At 62.6% G+C, this 23,214-nt stretch carries 15 protein-coding genes and 2 pseudogenes; 9 read left to right on the top strand and 8 right to left on the bottom strand.

All coding sequences use genetic code 11. The features are described 5' to 3' along the window. Window positions 1-382: 382 nt before the first annotated feature. Entirely contained in the window at window positions 383-1,150 is a 768-nt protein-coding gene (locus tag A7317_RS10480) for an SDR family NAD(P)-dependent oxidoreductase (RefSeq protein ID WP_024074769.1), read from the bottom strand. A 137-nt stretch (window positions 1,151-1,287) separates the two neighbouring features. Here A7317_RS10480 and A7317_RS10475 point away from each other — a divergent pair, with 137 nt between their 5' ends. Further along, window positions 1,288-2,436, top strand: a complete 1,149-nt coding sequence (locus A7317_RS10475) for an aldose epimerase family protein (protein ID WP_024074768.1) — start codon at window positions 1,288-1,290, stop codon at window positions 2,434-2,436. Window positions 2,437-2,551: 115 nt separating this feature from the next. On the opposite strand, the gene A7317_RS10470 is transcribed toward A7317_RS10475, so the two are convergent. The 5 genes from A7317_RS10470 to A7317_RS10450 all read right to left on the bottom strand — a co-directional run bounded on the left by A7317_RS10470 (window position 2,552) and on the right by A7317_RS10450 (window position 8,499). Further along, a complete protein-coding gene (locus A7317_RS10470; protein WP_024074767.1) occupies window positions 2,552-3,556 on the bottom strand; it encodes a substrate-binding domain-containing protein in 1,005 nt (334 codons plus the stop codon). A gap of 141 nt (window positions 3,557-3,697) precedes the next feature. Next, window positions 3,698-4,561 (bottom strand): SMP-30/gluconolactonase/LRE family protein, encoded by an 864-nt coding sequence (locus tag A7317_RS10465; protein WP_024074766.1) that lies wholly within the window; start codon window positions 4,559-4,561, stop codon window positions 3,698-3,700. A gap of 19 nt (window positions 4,562-4,580) precedes the next feature. Then, window positions 4,581-6,161 (bottom strand): aldehyde dehydrogenase (NADP(+)), encoded by a 1,581-nt coding sequence (locus A7317_RS10460; protein ID WP_069075734.1) that lies wholly within the window; start codon window positions 6,159-6,161, stop codon window positions 4,581-4,583. 10 nt (window positions 6,162-6,171) lie between these two features. After that, window positions 6,172-7,161 (bottom strand): AraD1 family protein, encoded by a 990-nt coding sequence (gene araD1, locus A7317_RS10455; protein ID WP_069075733.1) that lies wholly within the window; start codon window positions 7,159-7,161, stop codon window positions 6,172-6,174. A gap of 15 nt (window positions 7,162-7,176) precedes the next feature. Beyond that, a complete protein-coding gene (locus A7317_RS10450; protein ID WP_024074763.1) occupies window positions 7,177-8,499 on the bottom strand; it encodes an MFS transporter in 1,323 nt (440 codons plus the stop codon). A gap of 193 nt (window positions 8,500-8,692) precedes the next feature. Between A7317_RS10450 and A7317_RS10445 the strand changes: the two genes are divergently transcribed. Further along, the gene (locus A7317_RS10445; protein ID WP_069075732.1) at window positions 8,693-10,429 is read left to right on the top strand and encodes an IlvD/Edd family dehydratase; all 1,737 of its coding nucleotides are present in this window, start codon (window positions 8,693-8,695) and stop codon (window positions 10,427-10,429) included. A gap of 48 nt (window positions 10,430-10,477) precedes the next feature. Further along, the gene (locus A7317_RS10440) at window positions 10,478-11,200 is read left to right on the top strand and encodes a FadR/GntR family transcriptional regulator (RefSeq protein ID WP_024074761.1); all 723 of its coding nucleotides are present in this window, start codon (window positions 10,478-10,480) and stop codon (window positions 11,198-11,200) included. Window positions 11,201-11,229: 29 nt separating this feature from the next. Here the strand turns inward: A7317_RS10440 and A7317_RS10435 are convergent, their stop codons facing one another. Together A7317_RS10435 and A7317_RS10430 are read right to left on the bottom strand one after the other, a co-directional pair. Continuing rightward, window positions 11,230-12,678, bottom strand: coding sequence for a hypothetical protein (locus A7317_RS10435; protein ID WP_069075731.1), 1,449 nt, complete (start codon window positions 12,676-12,678; stop codon window positions 11,230-11,232). A 536-nt stretch (window positions 12,679-13,214) separates the two neighbouring features. Continuing rightward, window positions 13,215-15,341 carry a TonB-dependent siderophore receptor gene (locus A7317_RS10430; protein ID WP_069075730.1) on the bottom strand — a complete coding sequence of 709 codons (2,127 nt, stop codon included), beginning with the start codon at window positions 15,339-15,341 and terminating at the stop codon, window positions 13,215-13,217. A 308-nt stretch (window positions 15,342-15,649) separates the two neighbouring features. On the opposite strand from A7317_RS10430, the gene A7317_RS10425 reads away from it, so the two are divergent. The 6 genes and pseudogenes from A7317_RS10425 to A7317_RS10405 all read left to right on the top strand — a co-directional run bounded on the left by A7317_RS10425 (window position 15,650) and on the right by A7317_RS10405 (window position 23,206). Next, on the top strand, window positions 15,650-16,540 hold the full coding sequence (locus A7317_RS10425) for a bestrophin family protein (RefSeq protein ID WP_069075729.1): 891 nt from the start codon (window positions 15,650-15,652) through the stop codon (window positions 16,538-16,540). Beyond that, window positions 16,512-17,762 (top strand): annotated as a pseudogene (locus A7317_RS31525) (cache domain-containing protein); the annotation flags it as partial. The gene A7317_RS10425 and the pseudogene A7317_RS31525, both read left to right, overlap by 29 nt. Window positions 17,763-18,110: 348 nt before the next feature. Beyond that, a pseudogene (locus A7317_RS31520) lies at window positions 18,111-18,626 on the top strand (methyl-accepting chemotaxis protein); the annotation flags it as partial. 234 nt (window positions 18,627-18,860) lie between these two features. Beyond that, complete coding sequence (locus A7317_RS10415) at window positions 18,861-19,619, top strand: helix-turn-helix transcriptional regulator (protein ID WP_024074756.1); 759 nt, start codon at window positions 18,861-18,863, stop codon at window positions 19,617-19,619. 81 nt (window positions 19,620-19,700) lie between these two features. Beyond that, the gene (locus tag A7317_RS10410; protein ID WP_069075727.1) at window positions 19,701-20,588 is read left to right on the top strand and encodes a proline iminopeptidase-family hydrolase; all 888 of its coding nucleotides are present in this window, start codon (window positions 19,701-19,703) and stop codon (window positions 20,586-20,588) included. Window positions 20,589-20,797: 209 nt separating this feature from the next. Beyond that, on the top strand, window positions 20,798-23,206 hold the full coding sequence (locus tag A7317_RS10405; protein ID WP_069075726.1) for a glucose/quinate/shikimate family membrane-bound PQQ-dependent dehydrogenase: 2,409 nt from the start codon (window positions 20,798-20,800) through the stop codon (window positions 23,204-23,206). The last annotated feature ends 8 nt before the right edge of the window (window positions 23,207-23,214 follow it).

Here is a 23,214-nt window from a genome sequence, read left to right as displayed (position 1 = left end):
CGCTTTTCCAAAAGTGACCCGCTGTAAGAGCGGAACCCTAAGTAGCCGTTACCGCAGCAACGGATATGTACTCATTCCACTCCAGCATCCTGGTCGGCCCAGGCCGCCATCGGGGGCAAGCCCCCTCCCACATTTAAGTCGCGGAGCATCAGTTAGATAGTCGTCAGCTCCTGAGCCGTCACGGGGGCAAGCCCTAATGCCGTTCAGTTAAGGCTTTTTTGTAGGAGCGAGCTTGCTCGCGAAGAACTCACAGGCGCCGCGTTCGTTGACGTTTTTCGCGAGCAAGCTCGCTCCTACAGAAGGCGATGTACGCTTAACTGAACGGCATTAGGGCAAGCCCCCTCCCACATTGGCCTCTGTTGTCTGGACAAGGGTTCCAGGCTCAGACCCAACCACCATCCACAATAAAATTCTGCGCCGAACACATCGCCGACGCATCGGAAGCAAGAAACAACGCCATATTGGCGATATGCTCCGGCAGCACACTGCCCGGCAGGCACTGACTGCGGCTGATCAGCTCCTTGGCAGCGTCATCCACCCACATGGCCAGCTGTTTTTCAGTCATCACCCAACCCGGCACCAGCGTGTTCACACGGATACGGTTCGGCCCCAACTCCCGTGCCAGCGCGCGGGTCATGCCGTGGGCGGCGGCCTTGCTGGCGGCGTACACCGGGTAGCCGGCCGAGGCCATCATCCAGCCGACGGAGCCGAGGTTGATGATCGAGCCGCTGCCGGCGCGCTTCATCATCGGCACCACGGCCTTGGCGGCAAAGAAGGCATGTTTCAGGTTGACGGAGATCAGCTTGTCGAAGGTTTCCGAATCGACTTCTTCCAGGGTGTGGCGCACGTCATTGGCGGCGTTGTTCACCAGCACGGTGATCGGCCCCAGGGAATGCTCGAAGCGCCCTATCGCCGCCTTGTAGGCGATTTCATCGGTGATGTCGCAGCACACGAATTCCACAGCATGCCCCCGCGAACTCAACAGGGCCGCCAGGCGTTCGCCCTGGCTTTGCGCGCGGTCCACAAACCCGACCCTGGCACCCTGCGCGGCGAAGGCCCGCACCATGAATTCGCCGATCCCCGAGGCGCCCCCGGAAATCAATACGGTCTTGCCGTTGAGGTCGGGATAAACGGCGTGTTCAGTACTCATAAAAGGATGCCTCGATCAATTAGTCTTATTTTATTTTACGAAATTGGCGTTTAAGGCTATAAATTCGCTGTCATATCGACAAAATATCGCACATTAGTAGAACTATTCCATCCAAAACAACAAAAGGAAGTTCGACCATGAAGCACCCTCGATACCTGCTGTCCGGCCTGGCGCTGTCCATGATGATCGCCAGCGGTGGCGCCCAGGCAGCCGGTTTGTCCAGCGAGCAAAAACCTTTCGGTAAAACCAACGACGGCACTGCCGTCGAGCAGTACATCTTGCGCAACAGCCATGGCATGCAAGCCACGGTGATCACTTACGGCGGTGTGCTGCAGTCGCTGAAGGTGCCGGACAAACACGGCAAGCTCGACGACGTGGTCCTGGGCTTTGACGACGTACAGGGCTACCAGGCCGGCACGGCGTTTTTCGGCGCGACCATCGGGCGCTTTGGCAATCGCCTGGCGGGCGGCGCCTTTGAGCTCGACGGCAAGCGCTACCAGGTGCCACTCAACGACGGCCCCAATTCGCTGCATGGCGGCGCCCAGGGTTTCGACAAGCAGGTGTGGAAAGCCGAGCCGGTCAAGGATAAGGATTCCGTCGGTGTGAAGCTGAGCTACCTGTCCAAGGACGGTGAAATGGGCTTCCCTGGCAACCTGAAAACCGAGGTCACCTATCGTCTCAATGACCAGAATGAACTGCATATCGACTACACCGCCACCACCGACAAACCCACGGTGCTTAACCTCACTAACCACAGCTATTTCAACCTGGCCGGCGCGGGGAATGGCGACATCCTCAAGCAGGTCGCGACCTTGCATGCCAGCCACTACACGCCAGTCAACGCCACCTTGATTCCCACGGGCGAACTGGCGCCGGTCAAAGGCACGCCAATGGATTTCCTGAAACCTACGCCTATCGGCCAGCACATCAAGGATGACCATCCGCAGCTCAAATTTGCCGAGCCCAAACAGGGCGGGTTTGATTTCAACTGGGCGCTGGACACCCAAGGCAATATCAAACAACTCGCCGCCGAGGTACACGACCCCGCCTCCGGACGGCGCTTGCAGTTGTACACCACCGAGCCTGGGGTGCAGTTCTATACCAGCAACTTCCTCGACGGTTCGGTAAAGGGCAAGGGCGGCAAGACCTACCTGCACTGGAGTGGCTTCACCCTGGAAACCCAGCACTTCCCGGATGCGCCGAACCAGCCCAAGTTTGCGTCAACCCGCCTGGACCCTGGACAGACTTATCGGCAGAACACCGTCTTCAAGTTCTCCGCTGACTGACGCGGTTTATATAAGCGCTGTCGAGCTTTAGCGAGGCTGCCTCGCTAAAGCTCGACAGCGCCCACATTGGATCAGTGTTAAGTGTGGACGCAGTGCAACGGCGAGAGAAAACCCGTCAGTTCCACAAGCCGATTTTTTCCAGCTCCTGCTTGAAGTTGTCGCGGGTGATCAGGGTCACTTCGTCCATGGCGGTGTATTTCGGTGGTTCCTTGCCGGTGGTCACCCAGTCGAACATCATCTTCGCGGTGTTGTAGCCCTCGATATGCGGGCTGGGCAGCATCGAGCCGAAGAAGCCACTGTTGGGTTTCTTCAGTTCGCCGATGGCGTCGGTGCCATTGATGCCGATGCCGATGACATTGGCGGCGGCGAAGCCGGCGCTCTCAGTGGCACGCACGCCGCCGAGCACGGTGTTGTCGTTCATGCCGCCGATGATCAGGTTTTTCGCGCCGGCGGGCAGCTTGACCAGGGCCGAGTTGGTGGCGTCCATGCTGCCGGGGACGTCGAGGGTTTTCAGCGCAGCCGTCAGAATGTGGTCCTTGGGAATACCGGCCTCTTCCAGGGATTTGATCGAGCCGTCGGTGCGTTTCTTGCCGGTGTCGAGTTCATTGAAGGTGTTGATCACCGCGTAGGTGTCCTTCCAGTCCCAACCGCGTTTTTTCGCTTCGGCCGCCATGGCCGCGCCTTGTTTCTGGCCCACTTCAAACGCAGCCATGCCCAGGTACGGCACGTCTTCCATGAAGTTGCCCTTGGCATCGACAAAGCGGTCATCCACGGCGATCACTTTCAAACCGTTGGCCTTGGCCTTGGCGACGATGGCCGGGCCCAGGGACACGTCCGGCGGGCAGATCACAAAGCCCTTGGCGCCGTTGGCGGCCAGGCTGTCGATGGCCGAGAGGGTTTTCTCGCCATCGGGCACGGCGATCTTGATCACCTTGAAGCCATGTTCCTTGCCGGCTTTTTCGGCAAAGGCCCATTCGGTCTGGAACCACGGCTCCTCGGCCTGCTTGACCAGAAAACCGATCTTCACTTCTTCAGCGGCCAGCAACAGCCCGCTCAAGCTCATGGCCGAGACCGCCACAGCGGCGCAGCACAGGGAACGCAAACCACGACGACGTTTCATACGGGTGACTCCTTGTTGTTGTTTTTTGTTTGCTGTTTTTTGTAGGAGCGAGCTTGCTCGCGAAAAACTTTAACGATGACGCGTACATCCTGAATGCACACGGCGCGCTCAGGCTTTTCGCGAGCACGCTCGCGCCTACAGCTAACCGGCAAAGCGATGGCAAGGCTTGCCGGGTACATCGACTTCGATGGCCAGCACCGCGCCGTCCAGAGGGTGATCCAATGGGCTGGCGGCGCTGGTGATATACAAGGTCGTGAGGTTGGGGCCACCGAATACGCAACTGGTGGGCCGGCTCACGGGCAACTCGATAATACGGTCCACCTCACCATCGGGCGTCAGGCGCAGCAGGCAACTGCCGTCCCAACGGGCGTTCCAGATGTAGCCTTCAGAGTCCATGGCCGAGCCATCCGGCCCGCCGCGTACGTGCGGGCCGAACCACAGCGTTGCGGGCTCGAGTTGACCGTCGGCCTGGATCGCATGCTGGTAGAGCGTGGCATCCAGGCTGTCGCCGAAATGCACCTGGCTGCCGTCCTCGCTCCACAGCAAGGTGTTGGGAATACCCAGGCCGTGCAGCAACGGCGTGACCTGCCCGTCTGCATCGATGCGAAACAGGCCACCGGAGCGCCGCGTGATCGGCAGGTCTTCGCCGTGTTCGCCGATGTTGTTCTGCATGGTGCCCAGCCACAGGCGGCCCTGGGCATCGCAGCGGGCTTCATTGCCACGGTTGCCCGGTTGCGGGTCGGCCACGCAGAGCAAGGTCAGGGCCTGGGTCGCCAGGTCCAGCCGATAGACGCCACTGCTCAAGGTCACCAGCGCATCACCGCTTTCACACGGGATAAACGCCGAAACGTGCTCGGGCAACTGCCAGATCTGCAAGTGCCCGCCCATCAGGCGCAGTGCCTGTTTGCCGGCGATATTGACCCAGTACAGTGCCTGGGTCGGCACGTCCCAGAACGGACCTTCCCCCAGTTGCGCACGGTGTTCAGTGACAGCGGTACACGACATGTCGCCTCCTGATTGTGGTTTACAGCGGGTCGCGCGATGGCGTGCCATCCACCAGACGCTGGATACGCAATGGGTTGGCGTTTTTCAACGCGTCGGGCAGCAGGCTATCAGGGTAGTTCTGGAAGCACACCGGGCGCAGGAAACGGTCGATGGCCAAGGTGCCGACCGAGGTGCCACGGGCGTCGGAGGTCGCCGGGTACGGCCCGCCGTGGACCATCGCATCGCAGACTTCCACGCCGGTCGGGTAGCCGTTGAGCAGGATGCGCCCGACTTTCTGTTCCAGCAGCGGCGTGAGCTCGGCGAACTGTTGAAAGTCCGCCGGTTCGCCAATGATCGTCGCCGTGAGCTGGCCGTGCAGGCCGTGCAAGGCGGCAGTGAGTTGGGCCTGGTCGGCGACTTCGACGAACACCGTGGTCGGGCCGAAGACTTCCTCCTGCAACACTTCGTCGCCGTCGATCAACAGGCGTACATCGGCCTTGAACACTTGCGGCTGCGCCTGGTTGCCGGCCTGGACGCTGCCCGCCAGGTGCTGGATGCCAGGGTGCGCCAGGAGTTTTTCCAGGCCCTTGGCATAGCTGCCCAGGGTGCCGGCATTGAGCATGGTTTGGGCGGGTTGATCGCCGATCAATTGCGCCACCTGCTGGGTGAACGCAGTGAACGCCGGCGACGCGATACCGATCACCAGGCCGGGGTTGGTGCAGAACTGGCCGCAGCCTTGCACCACCGAGGCGGTCAGGTCGCGGGCGACGGTTTCGGCCCTGGCCTGCAACGCCTGGGGCAACACAATCACCGGGTTGATGCTCGACATCTCGGCAAACACCGGGATCGGCTGCGGGCGCGCCGCCGCCATGTCGCACAAGGCGCGGCCACCCTTGAGCGAGCCGGTAAAGCCCACTGCCTGGATCGCCGGGTGCTTGACCAGCGCTTCACCAACGCCGCCGCCGAAAATCATATTGAACACACCCGCCGGCATTTCGCTGGCCGCAGCCGCGCGCATGATCGCATCGGCCACCTGTTCCGCCGTGGCCATGTGCCCGCTGTGGGCCTTGAACACCACCGGGCAGCCGGCCGCCAGTGCGGCAGCGGTGTCGCCGCCCGCCGTGGAAAAGGCCAGGGGAAAGTTGCTCGCGCCAAACACGGCGACCGGGCCCAGGCCGATGCGGTATTGGCGCAGGTCCGGGCGTGGCAGCGGCTGGCGATCGGGTAACGCCTTGTCGATACGGGCACCATAGAAATCACCACGGCGCAGCACCGTAGCGAACAGGCGCATCTGGCCGCTGGTGCGCCCACGCTCGCCTTTGATACGTGCGGCGGGCAGCGCGGTTTCGCGGCAGACCAACTCGATGAAATTATCGCTCAGGGCATCCAGCTCGTCGGCGATCGCGTCCAGGAACTGCGCGCGGCGCGCGGCACTCAAGGCGCGGTAGGCCGGGTAAGCCGCAGCGGCGGCCTGGGCGGCGGCGTCGACCTCCTCCGGCGTGGCCTGGTAGAACGCCTGCGGCAAGGCTTCGCCCGTGCTGGCATCGACGCTGTGCAGCTTGACGCTGCCGCTGGCGCTGCGCTGGCCGCCGATATAGTTGTGGCCGAGGAACTGGGGCATGTTGATCTCCTTAAAGGGGGGTGACTTGGCCGGGTTCGAATGCCGCATCGCTGCTGCCGACACCGTTGATCAACGGCGCGCCGAACTCGGCCTGGCTGATCTCGAACACATCGCCCGGCAGGGTACGTATACCGTCGGCGAATGACAGGGTGGCGGTGCCGAAGAAGTGAACATGCACATCGCCGGGGGTCAGGAACTGGCTGTACTTGAAATGGTGGTATTCGAGGTTTTCCAGGCTGTGGCACATATTGGCCTCGCCACTGAGGAATTCGTTCCGCCAGATTTCCTCGCCGTGACGCAAGATGCGGCTGGTGCCCGCCAGGTGCTGCGGTAACTCGCCCACGCGCAGCTCCGGGCCAAAGCTGCAACTGCGCAGTTTGGAATGGGCCAGGTACAGGTAGTTCTTGCGCTCCATGACGTGGTCGGAGAACTCGTTGCCCACCGCAAACCCCAGGCGATAAGGCTTGCTGTCAGGGCCGATGACGTACAGGCCACCGATCTCGGGCTCTTCGCCCGCGTCTTCGGCGAACGGCGGCACCGGAAAAGCCGCACCCGGGCGCACGACGATGCGGCCATCGCCCTTGTAGAACCACTCGGGCTGCACGCCCGCCTGGCCGGCTGCTGGCTTGCCGCCCTCCAGGCCCCACTTGAAGATGCGCATGGTGTCGGTCAGTGCGGTTTCGTCAGCGCCCTGGTGCATCTTGTCGCGGGCCGAGGCGCTGCCCAGGTGGGTCAGGCCGGTACCGCTGATCAGCATATGGGCCGGGTCCGGGTGGTCCAGCGGCGGCAGGACTTTCAGGTCGGCCAGCAACGCCGCGTAGTCATGGCTGGCGCCCAGGCCGAGACGCTCTACCTGCTGCTGCAAGTTGATGCCCGCCTCGATAGCGGCCAGTGCCAGTTCGCGCACGCTGCGCGCGGTTTGCACTTCACGCAGTTGGTTGCCATCCACCACGCCGACCCGACGCTCACCGTTGTTTGATTCGAACTGCACTAAACGCATGAAGCTTCTCCCTGATTAAGTACGTGTGGCGCCACGGGCACTGGCGGCGAATTGATCGACCGGCAGGACGTGCTTGCGCTCCAGCAGGCGGTAGACCACGCCGGTCAAGACCAGCCCGAACACCATGACCCCGGACAGGAAGTACAAGCCCGAGGCGAGGTTGCCGGTGTATTCCTTGAGTGCACCGATCACGAACGGACCGATATAGCCGCCAAGGTTGCCCACCGAGTTGATCAAGGCAATGCCCGCCGCCGCACTGGCGCCGGCAAAGAAGCGCCCCGGCAAGGTCCAGAACACCGCCGTGCAGGAAAACAGCGCGAAGGCCGCCAGGCACAGCGCGGCCATTTGCAGCACCGGCACACTCAGCCAGGCGCTGAAGAACAGGCCGATGGCGCCCAGTACATAAAGCACGGCCAGGTGGCCGTAGCGATCATTCAGGCGGTCGGAACTGCGCGGGATGATCAGCAGGCCGATGATCCCGAAAATGTACGGCACGGCGGAGATAAAACCGGTGACCAGGTCGGTGCCGCCGAACTGCTTGATCAGGGTCGGCAGCCACAGGCCCAGGCCATAGATGCTCAAAGTCACTGGCAGGTAGAACAGCGCCAGCAGCAACACACGCTGGTCCTTCAGGGCGTGCAACGGGTTGCCGTGACGTGTCTGCCCATAGGTTTGCAGGTCTTTATTCAGCTCGCCGGTGAGCCAGGCTTTTTCATCGTCGCTCATCCAGTTGACTTGCTTGGGGCCATCCGGCAGGTAGCGCAGCACCGGCCAGGTCAGCAGGATCGCCGGGGTGCCGATCACGATAAACAGCCACTGCCAGCCGTGCAGCCCGAGGATGCCGTCCATGCCCAGCAAGCCACCGGAGACCGGGCCGGTGATCATCATCGCGATGGGTTGGGACAGGATGAACAGCCCGAGGATCTTGCCGCGATGGCGAATCGGAAACCATTGGGTGATGTAGTACAGCACGCCGGGGAAGAACCCCGCTTCGGCCGCGCCCAGCAGGAAGCGCATCACATAGAAGCTGTGCGGCCCCTGCACAAACGCCATGCCAATGGTGATCGCGCCCCAGGTCAGCATGATGCGTGCGAACCAACGCCGCGCGCCGAAGCGGTCGAGCATCAGGTTGCTGGGGATCTCGAACAGGAAGTAGCCAATGAAGAAAAGCCCCGCGCCCAAGCCGTAGGCTGCGTCACCGATGCCGACGTCGGCGCCCATGTGCAACTTGGCGAACCCGACCGCCGATCGGTCCACATAGGCGATCAGGTACAGCAGGATCAGGAAGGGAATCAGTTTCAGCGTAATGCGCCGGATAAGCCGCAGTTCCTGGCTCATGGGGGTCGATCTCCGATTGTTGTTCTTATAGAAGCTCGGGGGACGCCTCTCGCGAAAATCCGCCAGGGCCAACCCTCAGTTGAGATCGACTATATAGTAGTACTATTTACTAAACAACACTTCCAAAGCGTCGATTTTGCGCTTATGTTTAGCTTCAGATAGAACATATAGTCATACAATAAGAGAATCGATCATGTCTGATAAAAAGCCCGGCCTACGCTCCGCCCAGTGGTTTGGTACCGCCGACAAAAACGGCTTCATGTACCGCAGCTGGATGAAGAACCAGGGCATTGCCGACCATCAGTTCCATGGCAAGCCGATCATCGGTATCTGCAACACCTGGTCGGAGCTGACCCCGTGCAACGCGCATTTCCGCCAGATCGCCGAGCACGTCAAACGTGGCGTGATCGAGGCCGGCGGCTTCCCGGTGGAATTCCCGGTGTTCTCCAACGGCGAATCCAACCTGCGCCCCACCGCCATGCTCACCCGCAACCTGGCGAGCATGGACGTGGAGGAAGCCATTCGCGGCAACCCGATCGACGGTGTGGTGCTGCTGACCGGCTGTGACAAAACCACCCCGGCCCTGCTGATGGGCGCGGCCAGTTGCGACGTGCCGGCCATCGTGGTCACGGGTGGGCCGATGCTCAACGGTAAGCACAAGGGCCAGGACATTGGCTCGGGCACCGTGGTGTGGCAGCTCAGTGAACAGGTCAAGGCCGGCACCATTACCCTGGATGACTTCCTCGCGGCCGAAGGCGGCATGTCGCGCTCGGCGGGCACCTGCAACACCATGGGCACCGCGTCGACCATGGCCTGCATGGCCGAGGCGCTGGGCACGTCCCTGCCCCACAATGCGGCGATCCCCGCCGTGGATGCGCGGCGTTATGTATTGGCTCATATGTCGGGCATGCGTGCGGTCGAGATGGTGCGCGAAGACTTGAAGCTGTCGAAGATCCTCACCAAGGAGGCGTTCGAAAACGCGATCCGCGTGAACGCGGCCATCGGGGGTTCCACCAACGCCGTGATCCATTTGAAAGCCATCGCCGGGCGCATCGGCGTCGAGCTCGACCTGGACGACTGGACCCGCATCGGCCGTGGCATGCCGACCATCGTCGACCTGCAACCGTCGGGGCGTTTCCTGATGGAAGAGTTCTACTACGCCGGTGGCCTGCCCGCCGTGCTGCGTCGCCTCGGTGAAGCCAACCTGATCCCGCACCCGAACGCCTTGACCGTCAACGGCAAGACCCTGGGCGAAAACACCCAGGACTCGCCGATCTACGGCCAGGACGAAGTGATCCGCACCCTCGACAACCCGATCCGCGCCGACGGCGGCATCTGCGTGCTGCGCGGCAACCTGGCGCCATTGGGCGCAGTGCTCAAGCCTTCGGCGGCCAGCGCCGAGCTGATGCAGCATCGCGGCCGTGCGGTGGTGTTCGAGAATTTCGACATGTACAAGGCACGCATCAACGACCCGGAGCTGGACGTGGACGCCAACTCGATCCTGGTCATGAAGAACTGCGGGCCCAAGGGTTACCCAGGCATGGCCGAAGTCGGCAACATGGGCTTGCCGGCCAAGCTGCTGGCCCAGGGCGTAACCGACATGGTGCGGATTTCCGATGCCCGCATGAGCGGCACGGCGTATGGCACGGTGGTCTTGCATGTGGCACCGGAAGCCGCGGCCGGCGGACCGTTGGCTGCCGTTAAGGAAGGCGACTGGATCGAACTTGACTGCGCCAACGGCCGCCTGCACCTGGACATCCCCGACGCCGAGCTGGCGGCGCGCATGGCCGACCTGAAACCGCCGCAGAACCTGATCGTCGGCGGCTATCGCCAGCTGTACATCGACCATGTGCTGCAGGCCGACCAGGGTTGCGACTTTGACTTCCTGGTCGGTTGCCGAGGGGCGGAAGTCCCTCGGCATTCCCACTAATTGGGATGCTATGATGCCGCGAATTTAAGCCAGAGCATCCCTGTCGTTATGGATCAGCCGCCGTCCAAGCCGCGCAAGAGCATGCATGCCCAGATCGTTCAGGACTTGGGCATGCACATCGTTTCCGGTCGCTTCAAGCCCGAAGAAAGACTGCCCATGGAGGCCACGCTCTGCGAGGAGTACAAGGTCAGCCGCTCGGTATTACGCGAAGCGACACGGGTACTCAGCGCCAAGGGCCTGGTGTACTCCAAGCCCCGGGTGGGCGCCGTGGTGCGGCCTCGGGTGAAATGGCACCTGCTCGACCCGGACGTGCTGTCCTGGTTGATGCAGTCCACGCCCCATAGCGAGTTCTTCAATACGCTGGCGGGCGTGCGGCGCATCCTCGAACCGGAAATCGCCGCCATGGCCGCGACCACGGCCACTGATGAAGACATCGCCATCATCGAAAAAGCCTACCTGGGCATGGAAACCGCGCAGACCCACGAGCAGCTGTTGCAGGCCGACCTGGACTTCCACCGCGCGATTGCCGATGCCACCCGCAACGACCTGCTGGCCTACATGTGCAACATGTTGTCGCTGCCGCTGCGCGAGTCGATCAGCATCACCAACCGCCGCCCGGATATCCAGGGCCTGAGCCTGCCCCGGCACAAGGCAATCCTCACCGCGATCCAGAACCGCGACGCCCTCGGCGCGCGGCATGCGTCGCTGGTGCAACTGGATGACACGCGGGTGGCGTTGGATACGGTGATGAATGTGCTGACGCCGCTGTAACCTGCGGTGGGGGAGCTTGAACCGCTGGGTTAGTGCAAGCTGTAGGAACCTATGCCGGTGTCATCGGCGCTCTTTTGTTGGCTCCAGAACACCCGGTCGCTGCCACCGTCGAAGCCGCGTACCCCCATGTAGCCATCCACCGCCAGGCGCTGCCATGACTGACCCCAGTCTTTGGAGTAAAACACCGCCTCGGCGGAAATATTTGCGTCCCCCCACCAGTAGAGCCAGCGTGGCGGATGGTGTTCGCTGGACGTGTTGAGCAACAGGCTGTTGCGCCCCACCCAAAGCCCACGGGCCTGGATGTCGGCAGCCAACGGCGAGAACACACTGGGCAAGTCGCTCAAGGGCTGCCAGGCCAGGGTGGTGGTGTTCAGTTCGGCCACCACGGTATGCCCATATCCGCCCTGATCGATCAAGCCGATCACGCGGCCATCCCCGTTGTCCGCCAGCGCCGTGACAAACAGGCCATCTTCACGCTCAAGGCGCCCCACCTGCCAGCCCCCGGTCGTGCGGGTTAACGACGCACGGGTGGTGATATCGATCGCCAGGTTGTTGCTCTGGCCGTCGGGGTGGCTGCCCCAAAAGCGCTGGGACACCCAGATCATTGCGTGCTGGGCATCCTGTTGCAGGACATGGCTGCGCACGTCGCCGGACTCCCCTTCGGCCGTGCGCCATTCGACGATGTCCGGGCGCTTGCCTTGGGCGTACTCACGCGGTACCAGCAAGGATTGAGGTGCAACGACCGGCGCACTGTGGGCACCGCCGTCCCTGGAGTAATACACGCCCGTGGGAATTGCACCGGAAGAGTCGGCGCTGGCCTCGTCGTCCGCGGTGCCGGGTGAACCCCAGGCCCACACCTCGTCCTTGTTGTAGAAATACGGGGTCAGGTTGTCGGCCACCCGGTCCGCCTCCGGGAAAAAGCCTGCGGCCATCCATGTCCAGTGCTGGCCCTGGTCATCGCTGCGAAATACCACGGTCTGGGCGGCGGCGTCATCGGGACGGTTCGCGTCGCTCAACAGGTACAGGTGGGCGCCATCCGGGCTGGCCACCAAACACGCTGCGCCGCTGAGATGGGCCACAGGGGTGAATTGGCCGTTGGCATCCAGGCGCGAAATAAACGTGGTTTCACGCTCGCGGCTCGGGATCAGGCTGCCAAAGGCACCCGGCTCCTTTGGCGGTGCGGGCGCCTTGCCGTGCAGTACGGCATTCAGGTCGACCATGGCGGCAGACGGCTGGAACGGTTCGTAGGCATCCTCCAGCCGCCCCACCAGCCAGGTGCCCTGGGGCGTTACCAGCACGCCGGTGCAATATTGGCTGACCGCCCGCGTTTGCACGCCAGGCACCGTGCCCAGCCAGTGTTGCTCGGGGCTGCTGCCGCCCCACTCGAGCTTGGCACTGGCGATCATCCACACGTACCAAAGCGCCACGCCGACCAACAGTGCGACCAATAGCCGGGTGATAAGGCTTGAGCGAGGCATGGGACGTCCATATCCAGGAAGTTGGCAGAGCTTTTCTCATCTCCTTGGGCGCGAGTAAATAGTTATCGCCTGCCAACGTGGAGTTTTTCAGCAAGGTGTGACACCGATTGCAATCGCGTGAGGCCTGCAACGACCTGCTGGCCTACATGTGCAACATGTTGATGAATGTGCTGACGCTGCTCTGACTTCAATGTGGGAGGGGGCAAGCCCTAATGCCAGTCGGTTCAGGGGGGGAACACTATAACTGTGGCGAGCGGGCTTGCCCTAATGCCGTTCAGTTAAGCGTACATCGCCTTTTGTAGGAGCGAGCTTGCTCGCGAAAAACTCACAGGCGCCGCGTTCATTCAGGAGACACGCGTTATCGTTGACGTTTTTGTAGGAGCGAGCTTGCTCGCGAAAAACTCACAGGCGCCGCGTTCATTCAGGAGACACGCGTTATCGTTGACGTTTTTCGCGAGCAAGCTCGCTCCTACAAAAAAGCCTTAACTGACAGGCATTAGGGCTTGCCCCCTCCCACATTGAAACGGTGCACGCCGTTAGAGCGTGTAGGCGATGCCCACCTGCACCGTGCGCGGTTCGCCTGGGTAGGCGTAGACGTTGCCAAACGCCCCCTCTTCATAGTCGCGGTTGAACAGGTTCTTCACGTCCAGGTTCAGCCGCACCTTGTCATTGACCTTGTAGTAGCCGAGCAGGTCGACCACGGTGTAGGCGTCCATCGAGAAGGCGCTGTTGGAGGTTTGCCCGGCCCGCTCATCCACATACTTGCCACCCGCGCCCAGGCCCAGGCCCTTGAGGGCGCCGTCCTGGAATTCGTAGACGTTGAGCAGGCTGAAGCTGTTGCGCGGGATGTTCAGCAAACGCGTACCGGTGCGCAGGGTGTTGTCCTTGGTCACTTCGGCGTCCACGTAGGCATAGCCACCGATCACACGCCACTCGGGGGTGATATTGCCGGCCACGTTCAGATCGAAACCACGGCTGCGCACCTGACCGGCGGCCACGCTGAAGGTTGAGTCGAAAGGGTCGGTGGTGAGCACGTTTTTCTTCTCGATCTGGTAGATCGCTGCGTCGACGCTGAGTTGACGGTCCAGGGCTTCCCACTTGATGCCCATCTCGTACGACTTGCCCTTCTCCGGCGCAAAACCACCGCCCTCGCGGCTGGCCCCCGTGTTGGGCTTGAACGAGCGAGCGGCGTCGGCGTAGACCGCGACGGTGTCGGTGAGGTCATAGATCACGCCCATGCGTGGGGTGACTGCATTGTCGGCGGCCTGCCAACTTTTACCGCCCGGCACATAGGTGGTGTAGTCATGCTCAAAACGCTCGAAACGTGCACCGGCCAGCACCTTCAAACGTTCGGTCAGCGCCACTTGATCCTGCACAAACGTCGCGTAGGTCTTGAGGTTTTCCTTGTCGTGGGTCGGCGTGCGCGTGAGGGCCGGGCGCGCCTGGCCATAGACCGGGTTGAAGATGTCGATGGGGTAGCTACCCGCCGCGCCGCTGGAACGCTGGATAATCGACTTGTAGTCGTAGTCTTCGAACTCGACGCCGGTGAGCAAGGTGTGATCAAAACCGCCCGCGGAGAAATGGCCAGTGAGGTTGAGCTGGGTGTCTTTATCGGTCCACTCCAGTTTGCGGTAGTTGAAGTTGCGGCTCAGGGTGCGGCCGTCAGCGGCGAGGCTGTTGGCTTCAACAGCATTGCCTTGCAAGGTGCCGTCGAGCCACTGGAAACCACCGCCCAGGGTCCAGCTGTCGTTGAGCCGGTGCTCGAAACGCAACTGGGCCATGCTGTTGTCGTTGTGCAGTTTGCCGGCGTCTTTTTCACCCCAGAAGGTGTCGCGCGAGGCGGTGCCTTTTTGATTGGGGTAGCGCGTCAGGCCACGGTCCAGCGGGTGGTTGTTGCGCATGAAGTCGCCTTCAAAGATCACCTTGGTGTCATCGCTGGCCTGCCAGGTGATCACCGGCGTCACGCCATAGCGTTCGGTTTCGACATGATCACGGAAGGTATCCCCGCCCTCACCCACCACGTTCAGGCGATAGGCCAGGCGCCCCTCCTCATCCAGCGGGCCCGAAGCATCCAGGGTGCCACGACGCATGCCCTGGTCATCCAGCTGGCTGCCGAGGGTAACGGTGCGTTCGGCCAGCGGTTGCTTGGAGACCACGTTGAAGGTGCCGCCGGGATCGCCACGGCCATACAGCATGGTTGCCGGGCCGCGCAGCACCTCGAGGCGCTCGATGGTGTTGGCGTCCGGCATGTTCGGGTAGCCGCGGTTGATCGGGAAGCCGTTGCGGTAGAACTCGCCGGTGGTAAAGCCGCGCACGGTGAACGTCGTGAGCCCCTGCCCGCCGAAGTTGTTGGCGCGGCCTACGCCGCCGGCGTAGTCCAGTGCGTCCTGCAACCGGGTGGCACCGATGTCTTCGACCACATCCTTGGACACCACGCTGATGGACTGCGGCGTTTCATGAATCGAGGTGTCGGTGCGCGTCGCACTCGCCGAGCGTGTGGCGTGGTACCCCTTGACCGGCCCTTGAGCCGTCTCGTAATCCGCCTCCCCCGTGACATCGATGGCTTGCAGCTCAAGACTGGCCTTGTCGGCAGAGGCCACCTCTGCCCAGGTAAAAGGGGAAAACGCCTGAAGCACACAGAGGGAAATCAGGGTACGACGCATGGATGTTGAACCTAGTGAATGAGCCAGAAGGGGCGGCAAACCTGCCAAAAATTCGCACGAATGGTATACCAAGTCATTCGCGTTTGATATCTGTTCTCATTCACTATTTTTCAGGTAACCGTTTTGTATCGATACGTAGGAAGTTTGACGCGAGGCAAATGTGGGAGGGACGGTGTGCCAAAGCTCCAGGCCGAGAGGCCGAACCCCGCCGCCACGACTTAAACGTTTCACGTCCACAGGCGAACCTTCCCCACCCAGCGACGTCGGAGCTAAGGCACTGTTGCCTACCGCCGCCGCGAGGTCCTCGTTTGAAAGCCGCTATCGCCAAGAAATACCGCCTGGTCATCAAGACCATGGGCTACGTGGGCTGGTCATTGTTTTGGCTGTTGCTCTGGGACGTCGCCGTCACCGTGGATTTCATGCTGTTCCTGACCGCCAAGATCAACCTGCCGCTGATGCCCCTGACGCTGCTCGGCTCAGCCCTGGTGGTGCTGATCAGTTTTCGCAACAGCAGCGCCTATAACCGCTGGTGGGAAGCCCGCACGCTGTGGGGGGCGATGGTCAACAATTCGCGCAGCTTTGCACGGCAGGTGTTGACCCTGCTGGATGACCCGGAGGGCGAGGTGAACCCGGTCAAGGCCACCCTGCTGCGCCGCCATGTGGCCTATGTGAATTGCCTGGCTGCCCATCTCAAGGGCCTGCCGTGCCCGGACGAGGTGCGTGCGTTTATCCCGTCAGAGGAGTTCGCCCGCAATGGCGCCACCAACAACTTCGCCAACGACATCCTCACCGGCTCGGCCGCCCTGCTGGCCAAGGAATACAAGGCCGGGCACCTGGACAGCATTCGCTTGGCGCGGTTGGAGTCGACCCTGGTGGACTTGTCCAACGCCCAGGGCGGCATGGAGCGTATCGCCAACACGCCGCTGCCCTACCCTTACGTGTATTTCCCACGCCTGTTCATCTCGCTGTTCTGCCTGATCGTGCCGGTGGGCCTGGTGGAATCCTTGGGTTGGTTCACGCCGCTGGCGTCCACTGTGGTGGGTTTTATGCTGCTGGCCATCGAACGCATCGGCACCGACCTGCAAAGCCCGTTTCATTCCAGTGAGCATCAGATCCAGATGGAAACCATCTGCGAAACCATCGAGAGAAACCTGCAATCGATGCAGCGCGATGCCCTCGGTGGCGATCGCATCGGCTAAGCCTCCCCTGCGCCCTAAAGTGCGTGCTCCCACGGCCGATAGAGAGGGAGTACGCATGGGCCGCACCCCTCATAACAACACATGCGACGTTCACCGCTACCGTTTTTCCTTGCCAAAACTACAAATACCCGCGGGAGAAGTCATGAATATCAAGCAGAAGCTGACCTGGGCGTTTGCGGCCATCGCGTGCCTGCCGGTTGTCCTGGTGGCCGTGCTGGTTGTACTGAATGTGCGCGAGGGGGCCCAGGCCAATTTCCTCGACAGCAGTGGCCGAGAAATCCGCCAGATCGACAATGGCATGAAGCAGTTTTTCGACGGCATCAGCCAGAACGTCGACTTCGTGGCCAAGGACCCGCGCGTTGTCGCGGCCAAGGACCTCAAGAGCTACGCGGGCGCCGACGCCGCGCAAATCCCGCTGACACCGACCAATAAAGAACTGCTGTCGATTTTCGACCAGTTCGCCAAGAGCCATCCCAGCACTGCCTACCTGTCCCTGGGCCTGAGCGACGGCGGCTACGCCAGCTGGCCTGACGATACCAAGCTGAACAACTACGACCCGCGCGTGCGCCCCTGGTACAAGGCCGCCATCGCCGCGCCAGGCACCACCGTGCGCACGGGCGCTTATTACTGGGCCCCGGACGACGTGGTGCTGATCGGCACCGTACATACCGTCGCCGACGCCACCGGTAACATCCTCGGCGTGGTCGGGTTGGACGTGTCGCTCAAGCAACTGACCGAACTGGTGCGCAACATCAAGCTGGGCGACAGCGGCTACCTGATGCTGGTGGAAGCCAACGGTAACGTGCTGGTAGACCCCAGCGACGCCAAGCACAACTTCAAGCCCCTGGCCGACCTCGGCCCCAGCTACGCCGAACTGGCCAAGCGCGGCGACGGCGTGACCCAAGTCGAGATCGACGGCGTGCCCTACATGGCCAACGTGGTCAGCTCCAAAGACCTGGGCTGGCGCTTTATCGGCTTGATCAAGCGTGATGAAGTGATGGCCGGCGCCACGCGCCTGACCTGGCTGATCGTCGCCATTGCCGCGGCCTTGGCCGTGATCTTCGCGATTGTCGGCGCCAGCTTCGCCAGTGTGATCGTGCGCCCGATTCGCGGGGTCGCCGACGGCCTGCAAGAAATCGCCGAAGGTGAAGGCGACCTGACGCGCCAACTCAAGGTACAAGGCAAGGATGAAACCGCCAGCCTGGCCGGCTGGTTCAACCAGTTCCTGAGCATGATCGCGCAACTGGTGCAGCGCATCGGCAACGCCTCTTCCGACCTGCAAACCGCCGCCGCCGACACCAGCGAAGTCGCCAACAACATGAACCAGGCCGCCGGCCGCCAACGTGAAGCCGTAGAGCTGGTGAGCACCGCGTTCAACGAAATGGTGGCCACGTCCAACGAAGTCGCGCGCTCTTGCAGCGCCGCCGCCGCCAGTGCCGACGAAGGCTACCGCGACGTGCACGACGGCCAGCAACACATCGGCGAGGCCACCGGCAGCGTGCTCAAGCTCAGCGAAGACCTGCAAAAGTCGACCCAGACCATGCAGTTGCTGGAGCAGGACAGCCAGAACATCAACACCATCCTCGACACCATCCGTTCGATTGCCGAACAAACCAACCTGCTGGCCCTCAACGCCGCCATCGAAGCCGCGCGCGCCGGCGACCAGGGCCGTGGTTTCGCCGTGGTGGCCGACGAAGTACGCGCCCTGGCGCGACGCACCGCCGACTCCACCGGCGAGATCGACAGCCTGCTGGGCAACCTCGCCCGTCGCACCCAGGAAGTGACGGCGCAGATGCAGGGCAGCTTGCAGGTGTCGCACACCAGCGTGGAACGTATCCAGCAGGCCCGCGACAGTTTCGACAAGATCCTCGGCTCGGTGGACTCGATTCGCGACCAGAACACCCAGATCGCTACAGCGGCCGAGGAACAGCACCAGGTGGCCGAGGAGATCAACCGCCACATCGCGCAGATCCATGCCGATGCGCAACTGGTGGAAGGCTTTGCTCACTCGGCGCAGACCGGGTCCGGCCGGCTGACGGATATTTCGGGTCAGCTCAAGGGGTTGGTGGGGCGGTTCAAGTTCTAGCCTGCCGCAACGGCGCGCCCTTGCCGGGCGCGCCAGCCGGCCGCAGTCATATGAAGCGGCAGCAAGACGCCCCGCGCACCATCATCGCGCATGCACGCCTGCCATTGATCCCACCCTCCGACAATACCCACGCCTATGGCGCAAGCCAGCCACCCACAGCGTGAAAAGCGCCCCGCCCCGCCGTTGGCAGAGTGTTTGCTTGCAACAACAAGCATCCCACCGCCCGGAGGCGCCATGCATACCGATCTGATGACATTCAGCGAGCAACTCGCCCCCTTGAGCAGCCTTGACGCGTGCCTGGCCCATGTCCTGCAAGTCATCAACCCGCTGGGGTTCAAGACGCTGATCTATGATTACGCGCCAGTCCCCGTCAGCCATGAAGGCGCACTGATCACGCCGTCGGTATTCAAGGCGTTGAATGCCCCGGGCGATATGCATGCGCAGTGGTGCGAACGCGGCTATTACCAGATCGACCCGGTGCAGCAATGCGCAGCGCGACGGACTACGCCGTTCGCCTGGTCGTTCAGCACCGACACTCACTGGAACGGTGCCCTCACCGAAGCCCACCGTCCGGTGGCCCACTACATTTGTGACTATGGCCTGAGCACCGGCCTGACCGTGCCGCTGCACTTGCCCGATGGCGGCTTTGCCACGCTGACCGCCTTTGTCGACGGCGCCCCGGCGGAGGCCGAGCAACACGCCCAGCGCAACCTCGGCGAGATGCTGGTACTGGCCCATACGTTCCAGGCCCGCGCCAGTGAGTTACTGGCGCCGGCGGAACGCTGCTGCACCCACATTCATCTCACGCGCCGCGAACGCGAGTGCCTGCAACACTCGGCCAAGGGGCTGTCGGCCAAAGGCATAGCCGCCACCCTCCACCGCTCCGAAGCCACGGTCAACCTGCACCTGGTTGCCGCCGCGCGCAAGCTGGGCGCGCGTAATCGCGTCGAAGCCGTGGCGCGCGGGCTGCATTACCGCCTGGTCGAAGTCTGAGAACCTATCATTTTTGCCAGTGCACCTGGCCCACCGTTTTGACTAGCCTGTACCTCACTGAACCCCAAGGAGGTACACAGCATGCAAGTACGCGAAGGTTATGCCGATTTCCGTGAGCATCGGACGTGGTTCCGGGTCACGGGGGATTTGAACTCAGGGCGACTGCCCTTGATCATTGCCCACGGCGGCCCCGGCTGTACCCATGACTATGTCGACAGTTTCAAGGACCTGGCCGCCACCGGCCGCGCCGTGGTGCACTACGACCAATTGGGCAACGGCCGCTCGACCCACTTGCCCGAAGCGCCCAGCGATTTCTGGACGGTGGAACTGTTCCTGGCTGAACTGAACAACCTGATCGCCCACCTGGGCATTCGTGACTACGCCCTGCTGGGCCAATCCTGGGGCGGCATGCTCGGCGCCGAGCATGCGGTGCGCCAACCGGTTGGCCTCAAGGCGCTGATCATTGCCAACTCCCCGGCGTCCATGGCGCTGTGGTGCCAAGCGGCAAAGGAACTGCGCCAGGCCCTGCCCGCCGAGGTGCAAGCCACCCTGCAACGGCACGAAGACGCGGGCACCACCGACAGCGCCGAGTACCGCGCCGCCTCCGATGTGTTCTACGCGCGCCATGTGTGCCGCATCCAACCGATGCCCGCCGAGGTGGCGCGCACCTTCGCGGCCATCGATGCAGACCCCACCGTCTATCACGCCATGAACGGCCCCACCGAGTTTCACGTGATCGGCAGCCTGCGCACCTGGAGCATCATCGAACGCCTGGCGTCCATCCAGGTGCCCACGCTGCTGATATCCGGACGCTTCGATGAAGCGACACCCGCGACGGTGCAGCCATTTGCCGACGGGATCGCCAATGCGCAGTGGCAGATATTCGAGCAGTCCAGCCACATGCCCCATGTCGAAGAGCGTGAGGCATGCATGGCCTGTGTGGCTGGGTTTCTTGAGCAGCAGCGGTAGCGCGGCCAGGCGAGCACAGCGCTGATAACCCGCGAAGGCGGCGACCGCGTTATTGCGTGCGCCACCTATCGCGGTCGCGCGGAAAACCCGGCACCTGTCCCACAGTGTTCGCCTACATGTAAAAGTATATTGCAGCGCACAATGTACTAACCGGTTACTTATGTTGCTAAAATCACGCCTTTGCCCTCTCACCTTCGAGTCTTGTCGATATGAAACGAGCATCGCGCGCCGCTGGCGTCTCTAGAATCTTCCTGCTGGGCCTGGGCGTGATCATCGCCTTGCTCGGCGCGGCCCTGGCTGTCGGTGGCGTCAAACTGGTCAGCCTGGGCGGTTCCTGGTATTTCCTCAGCGGCGGCGTGGCCATGGCGATTGCCGGCCTGTTGATTGCCGCACGTAAACCGGCGGGTGCCTGGCTGTTTGCCGCCTTCCTGGTCGGCACCGCCATATGGGCGGTGGCGGATGTGGGGCTGGTGTACTGGCCACTGTTCTCGCGGCTGTTCATGTTTGCGGTGATCGGTGTGGTGGTGGCGCTGGTCTACCCGCTGCTGGCCGGCAAACCGGCACGCGGCGCGTATGGCGTCGCTGCGCTGTTGGCCATGGGTGTGGCAGTGGCGGCAGGCAATATGTTTGTCGCGCACCCCAGCGTCGCGCCGACCGGTGCAGGCCCTGGCGTCACCCCGGTCAACCCGGCCGATGCACAGAAAGACTGGGCGCACTACGGCAACACCGAGGGCGGCAGCCGCTTCGCCGCGCTGGACCAGATCAATCGCGACAACATCGACAAACTCAAAGTGGCGTGGACCTACCACACCGGCGACATCGCCATCAGTGACGGCAACGGCGCCGAAGACCAACTGACGCCCCTGCAGATCGGCAACAAGGTGTTTATCTGCACCCCCCACAACAACCTGATCGCCCTGGATGCCGACACCGGCAAAGAACTGTGGAAAAACCAGATCAACGCCAAATCGGCGGTGTGGCAGCGTTGCCGTGGCATGGCGTACTTTGACGCCACTGCGCCCATCGCCCAACCGACCCAGCCGCACAGCTCGCCGATCCTGGCCGCCAGCGTGGCGGTGGGTGCGCAATGCCAGCGACGCTTGCTGACCAACACCATTGATGCGCGCCTGATTGCGGTCGATGCCGACACCGGCAAGTTCTGTGAAGACTTCGGCAACCACGGCCAGGTGGACTTGAAAGCCGGCCTGGGCAATGTGCCGGACAGCTACTACCAACTGTCCTCGGCGCCGTTGATCGCCGGCACCACCGTGGTGGTGGGCGGCCGCGTCGCCGATAACGTGCAGACCGACATGCCCGGCGGTGTGATCCGTGGTTTCGATGTGATCAGCGGGCACATGCGCTGGGCCTTCGACCCCGGCAACCCGCAGGACAAAAACGCCCCGGCAGCGGGCAGCACCTATGTGCGCAGCACGCCGAACAGCTGGGCACCGATGTCCTACGACCCATTGATGAATACCGTGTTCTTGCCGATGGGCAGTTCGTCCACCGACCTCTACGGCGTGGAACGCACCCCACTCAACCACAGATACGGTGCCTCCGTGCTGGCGCTGGACGCCTCCACCGGCGAGGAAAAGTGGGTCTACCAGACCGTCCACAACGACCTGTGGGACTTCGACCTGCCGATGCAACCGAGCCTGATCGACTTCACCCCGCCCGGCAGCGACAAGGCGGTACCGGCGGTGGTGATCGGCACCAAGGCCGGGCAGATCTATGTCCTCGACCGCGCCACCGGCCAACCGCTGACCGAGGTGAAAGAAGTACCGGTCAAGGCCGCCAATATCCCCAACGAACCGTACGCGCTGACCCAGCCAAAGTCGCTGGGCATGCCGCAGATCGGCGCGCAAACCCTGACCGAGTCGGACATGTGGGGGGCCACCCCGTTTGACCAACTGCTGTGCCGCATCGACTTCAAGGGCATGCGCTACGACGGCCTGTACACCGCGCCAGGCACGGATAAATCCCTGAGTTTTCCGGGCTCCCTGGGCGGCATGAACTGGGGCAGCCTTTCCACCGACCCGGTCCATGGCTTTATCTTCGTCAACGACATGCGCCTGGGCCTGTGGATCCAGATGGTGCCTTCACAGAACAAGGCCCAGGCCACCTCCGGTGGCGAAGCGCTGAACACCGGCATGGGCGCCGTGCCGCTCAAGGGCACGCCGTATGCGGTGAACAAAAACCGCTTTCTGTCGGTGGCCGGCATCCCATGCCAGGCGCCGCCGTTCGGCACCCTGACCGCCATCGACATGAAGACTCAGAAGATCGCCTGGCAAGTGCCGGTCGGCACCGTTGAAGACACCGGCCCCCTGGGCATTCGCATGCACATGCCGATCAAGATTGGCCTGCCGACCCTCGGCGGCACCTTGTCGACCCAGGGCGGCCTGATCTTTATCGCCGGTACCCAGGACTTCTACCTGCGCGCATTCAACAGCGGCAACGGTGATGAAATCTGGAAAGCCCGCCTCCCGGTCGGCAGCCAGGGCGGCCCGATGACCTATGTCTCGCCAAAAACCGGCAAGCAATACATCGTGATCACCGCCGGCGGCGCACGCCAGTCCACCGACCGTGGCGACTATGTGATCGCCTACGCCCTGCCCTAACCCGCCCC

The organism is Pseudomonas fluorescens, from assembly GCF_001708445.1.
GTDB classification, from domain to species: Bacteria; Pseudomonadota; Gammaproteobacteria; order Pseudomonadales; family Pseudomonadaceae; genus Aquipseudomonas; species Aquipseudomonas gorinensis.
This window is presented reverse-complemented; position numbering and strand designations above follow the sequence as displayed.

What these genes read in the sequence shown, in the direction of transcription:
- A7317_RS10480 (WP_024074769.1), bottom strand. Translation starts at nt 1,150, where the DNA reads ATGAGTACTGAACACGCCGTTTATCCCGACCTCAACGGCAAGACCGTA.
- A7317_RS10475 (WP_024074768.1), top strand. Translation starts at nt 1,288, where the DNA reads ATGAAGCACCCTCGATACCTGCTGTCCGGCCTGGCGCTGTCCATGATG.
- A7317_RS10470 (WP_024074767.1), bottom strand. Translation starts at nt 3,556, where the DNA reads ATGAAACGTCGTCGTGGTTTGCGTTCCCTGTGCTGCGCCGCTGTGGCG.
- A7317_RS10465 (WP_024074766.1), bottom strand. Translation starts at nt 4,561, where the DNA reads ATGTCGTGTACCGCTGTCACTGAACACCGTGCGCAACTGGGGGAAGGT.
- A7317_RS10460 (WP_069075734.1), bottom strand. Translation starts at nt 6,161, where the DNA reads ATGCCCCAGTTCCTCGGCCACAACTATATCGGCGGCCAGCGCAGCGCC.
- araD1 (WP_069075733.1), bottom strand. Translation starts at nt 7,161, where the DNA reads ATGCGTTTAGTGCAGTTCGAATCAAACAACGGTGAGCGTCGGGTCGGC.
- A7317_RS10450 (WP_024074763.1), bottom strand. Translation starts at nt 8,499, where the DNA reads ATGAGCCAGGAACTGCGGCTTATCCGGCGCATTACGCTGAAACTGATT.
- A7317_RS10445 (WP_069075732.1), top strand. Translation starts at nt 8,693, where the DNA reads ATGTCTGATAAAAAGCCCGGCCTACGCTCCGCCCAGTGGTTTGGTACC.
- A7317_RS10440 (WP_024074761.1), top strand. Translation starts at nt 10,478, where the DNA reads ATGGATCAGCCGCCGTCCAAGCCGCGCAAGAGCATGCATGCCCAGATC.
- A7317_RS10435 (WP_069075731.1), bottom strand. Translation starts at nt 12,678, where the DNA reads ATGCCTCGCTCAAGCCTTATCACCCGGCTATTGGTCGCACTGTTGGTC.
- A7317_RS10430 (WP_069075730.1), bottom strand. Translation starts at nt 15,341, where the DNA reads ATGCGTCGTACCCTGATTTCCCTCTGTGTGCTTCAGGCGTTTTCCCCT.
- A7317_RS10415 (WP_024074756.1), top strand. Translation starts at nt 18,861, where the DNA reads ATGCATACCGATCTGATGACATTCAGCGAGCAACTCGCCCCCTTGAGC.
- A7317_RS10410 (WP_069075727.1), top strand. Translation starts at nt 19,701, where the DNA reads ATGCAAGTACGCGAAGGTTATGCCGATTTCCGTGAGCATCGGACGTGG.
- A7317_RS10405 (WP_069075726.1), top strand. Translation starts at nt 20,798, where the DNA reads ATGAAACGAGCATCGCGCGCCGCTGGCGTCTCTAGAATCTTCCTGCTG.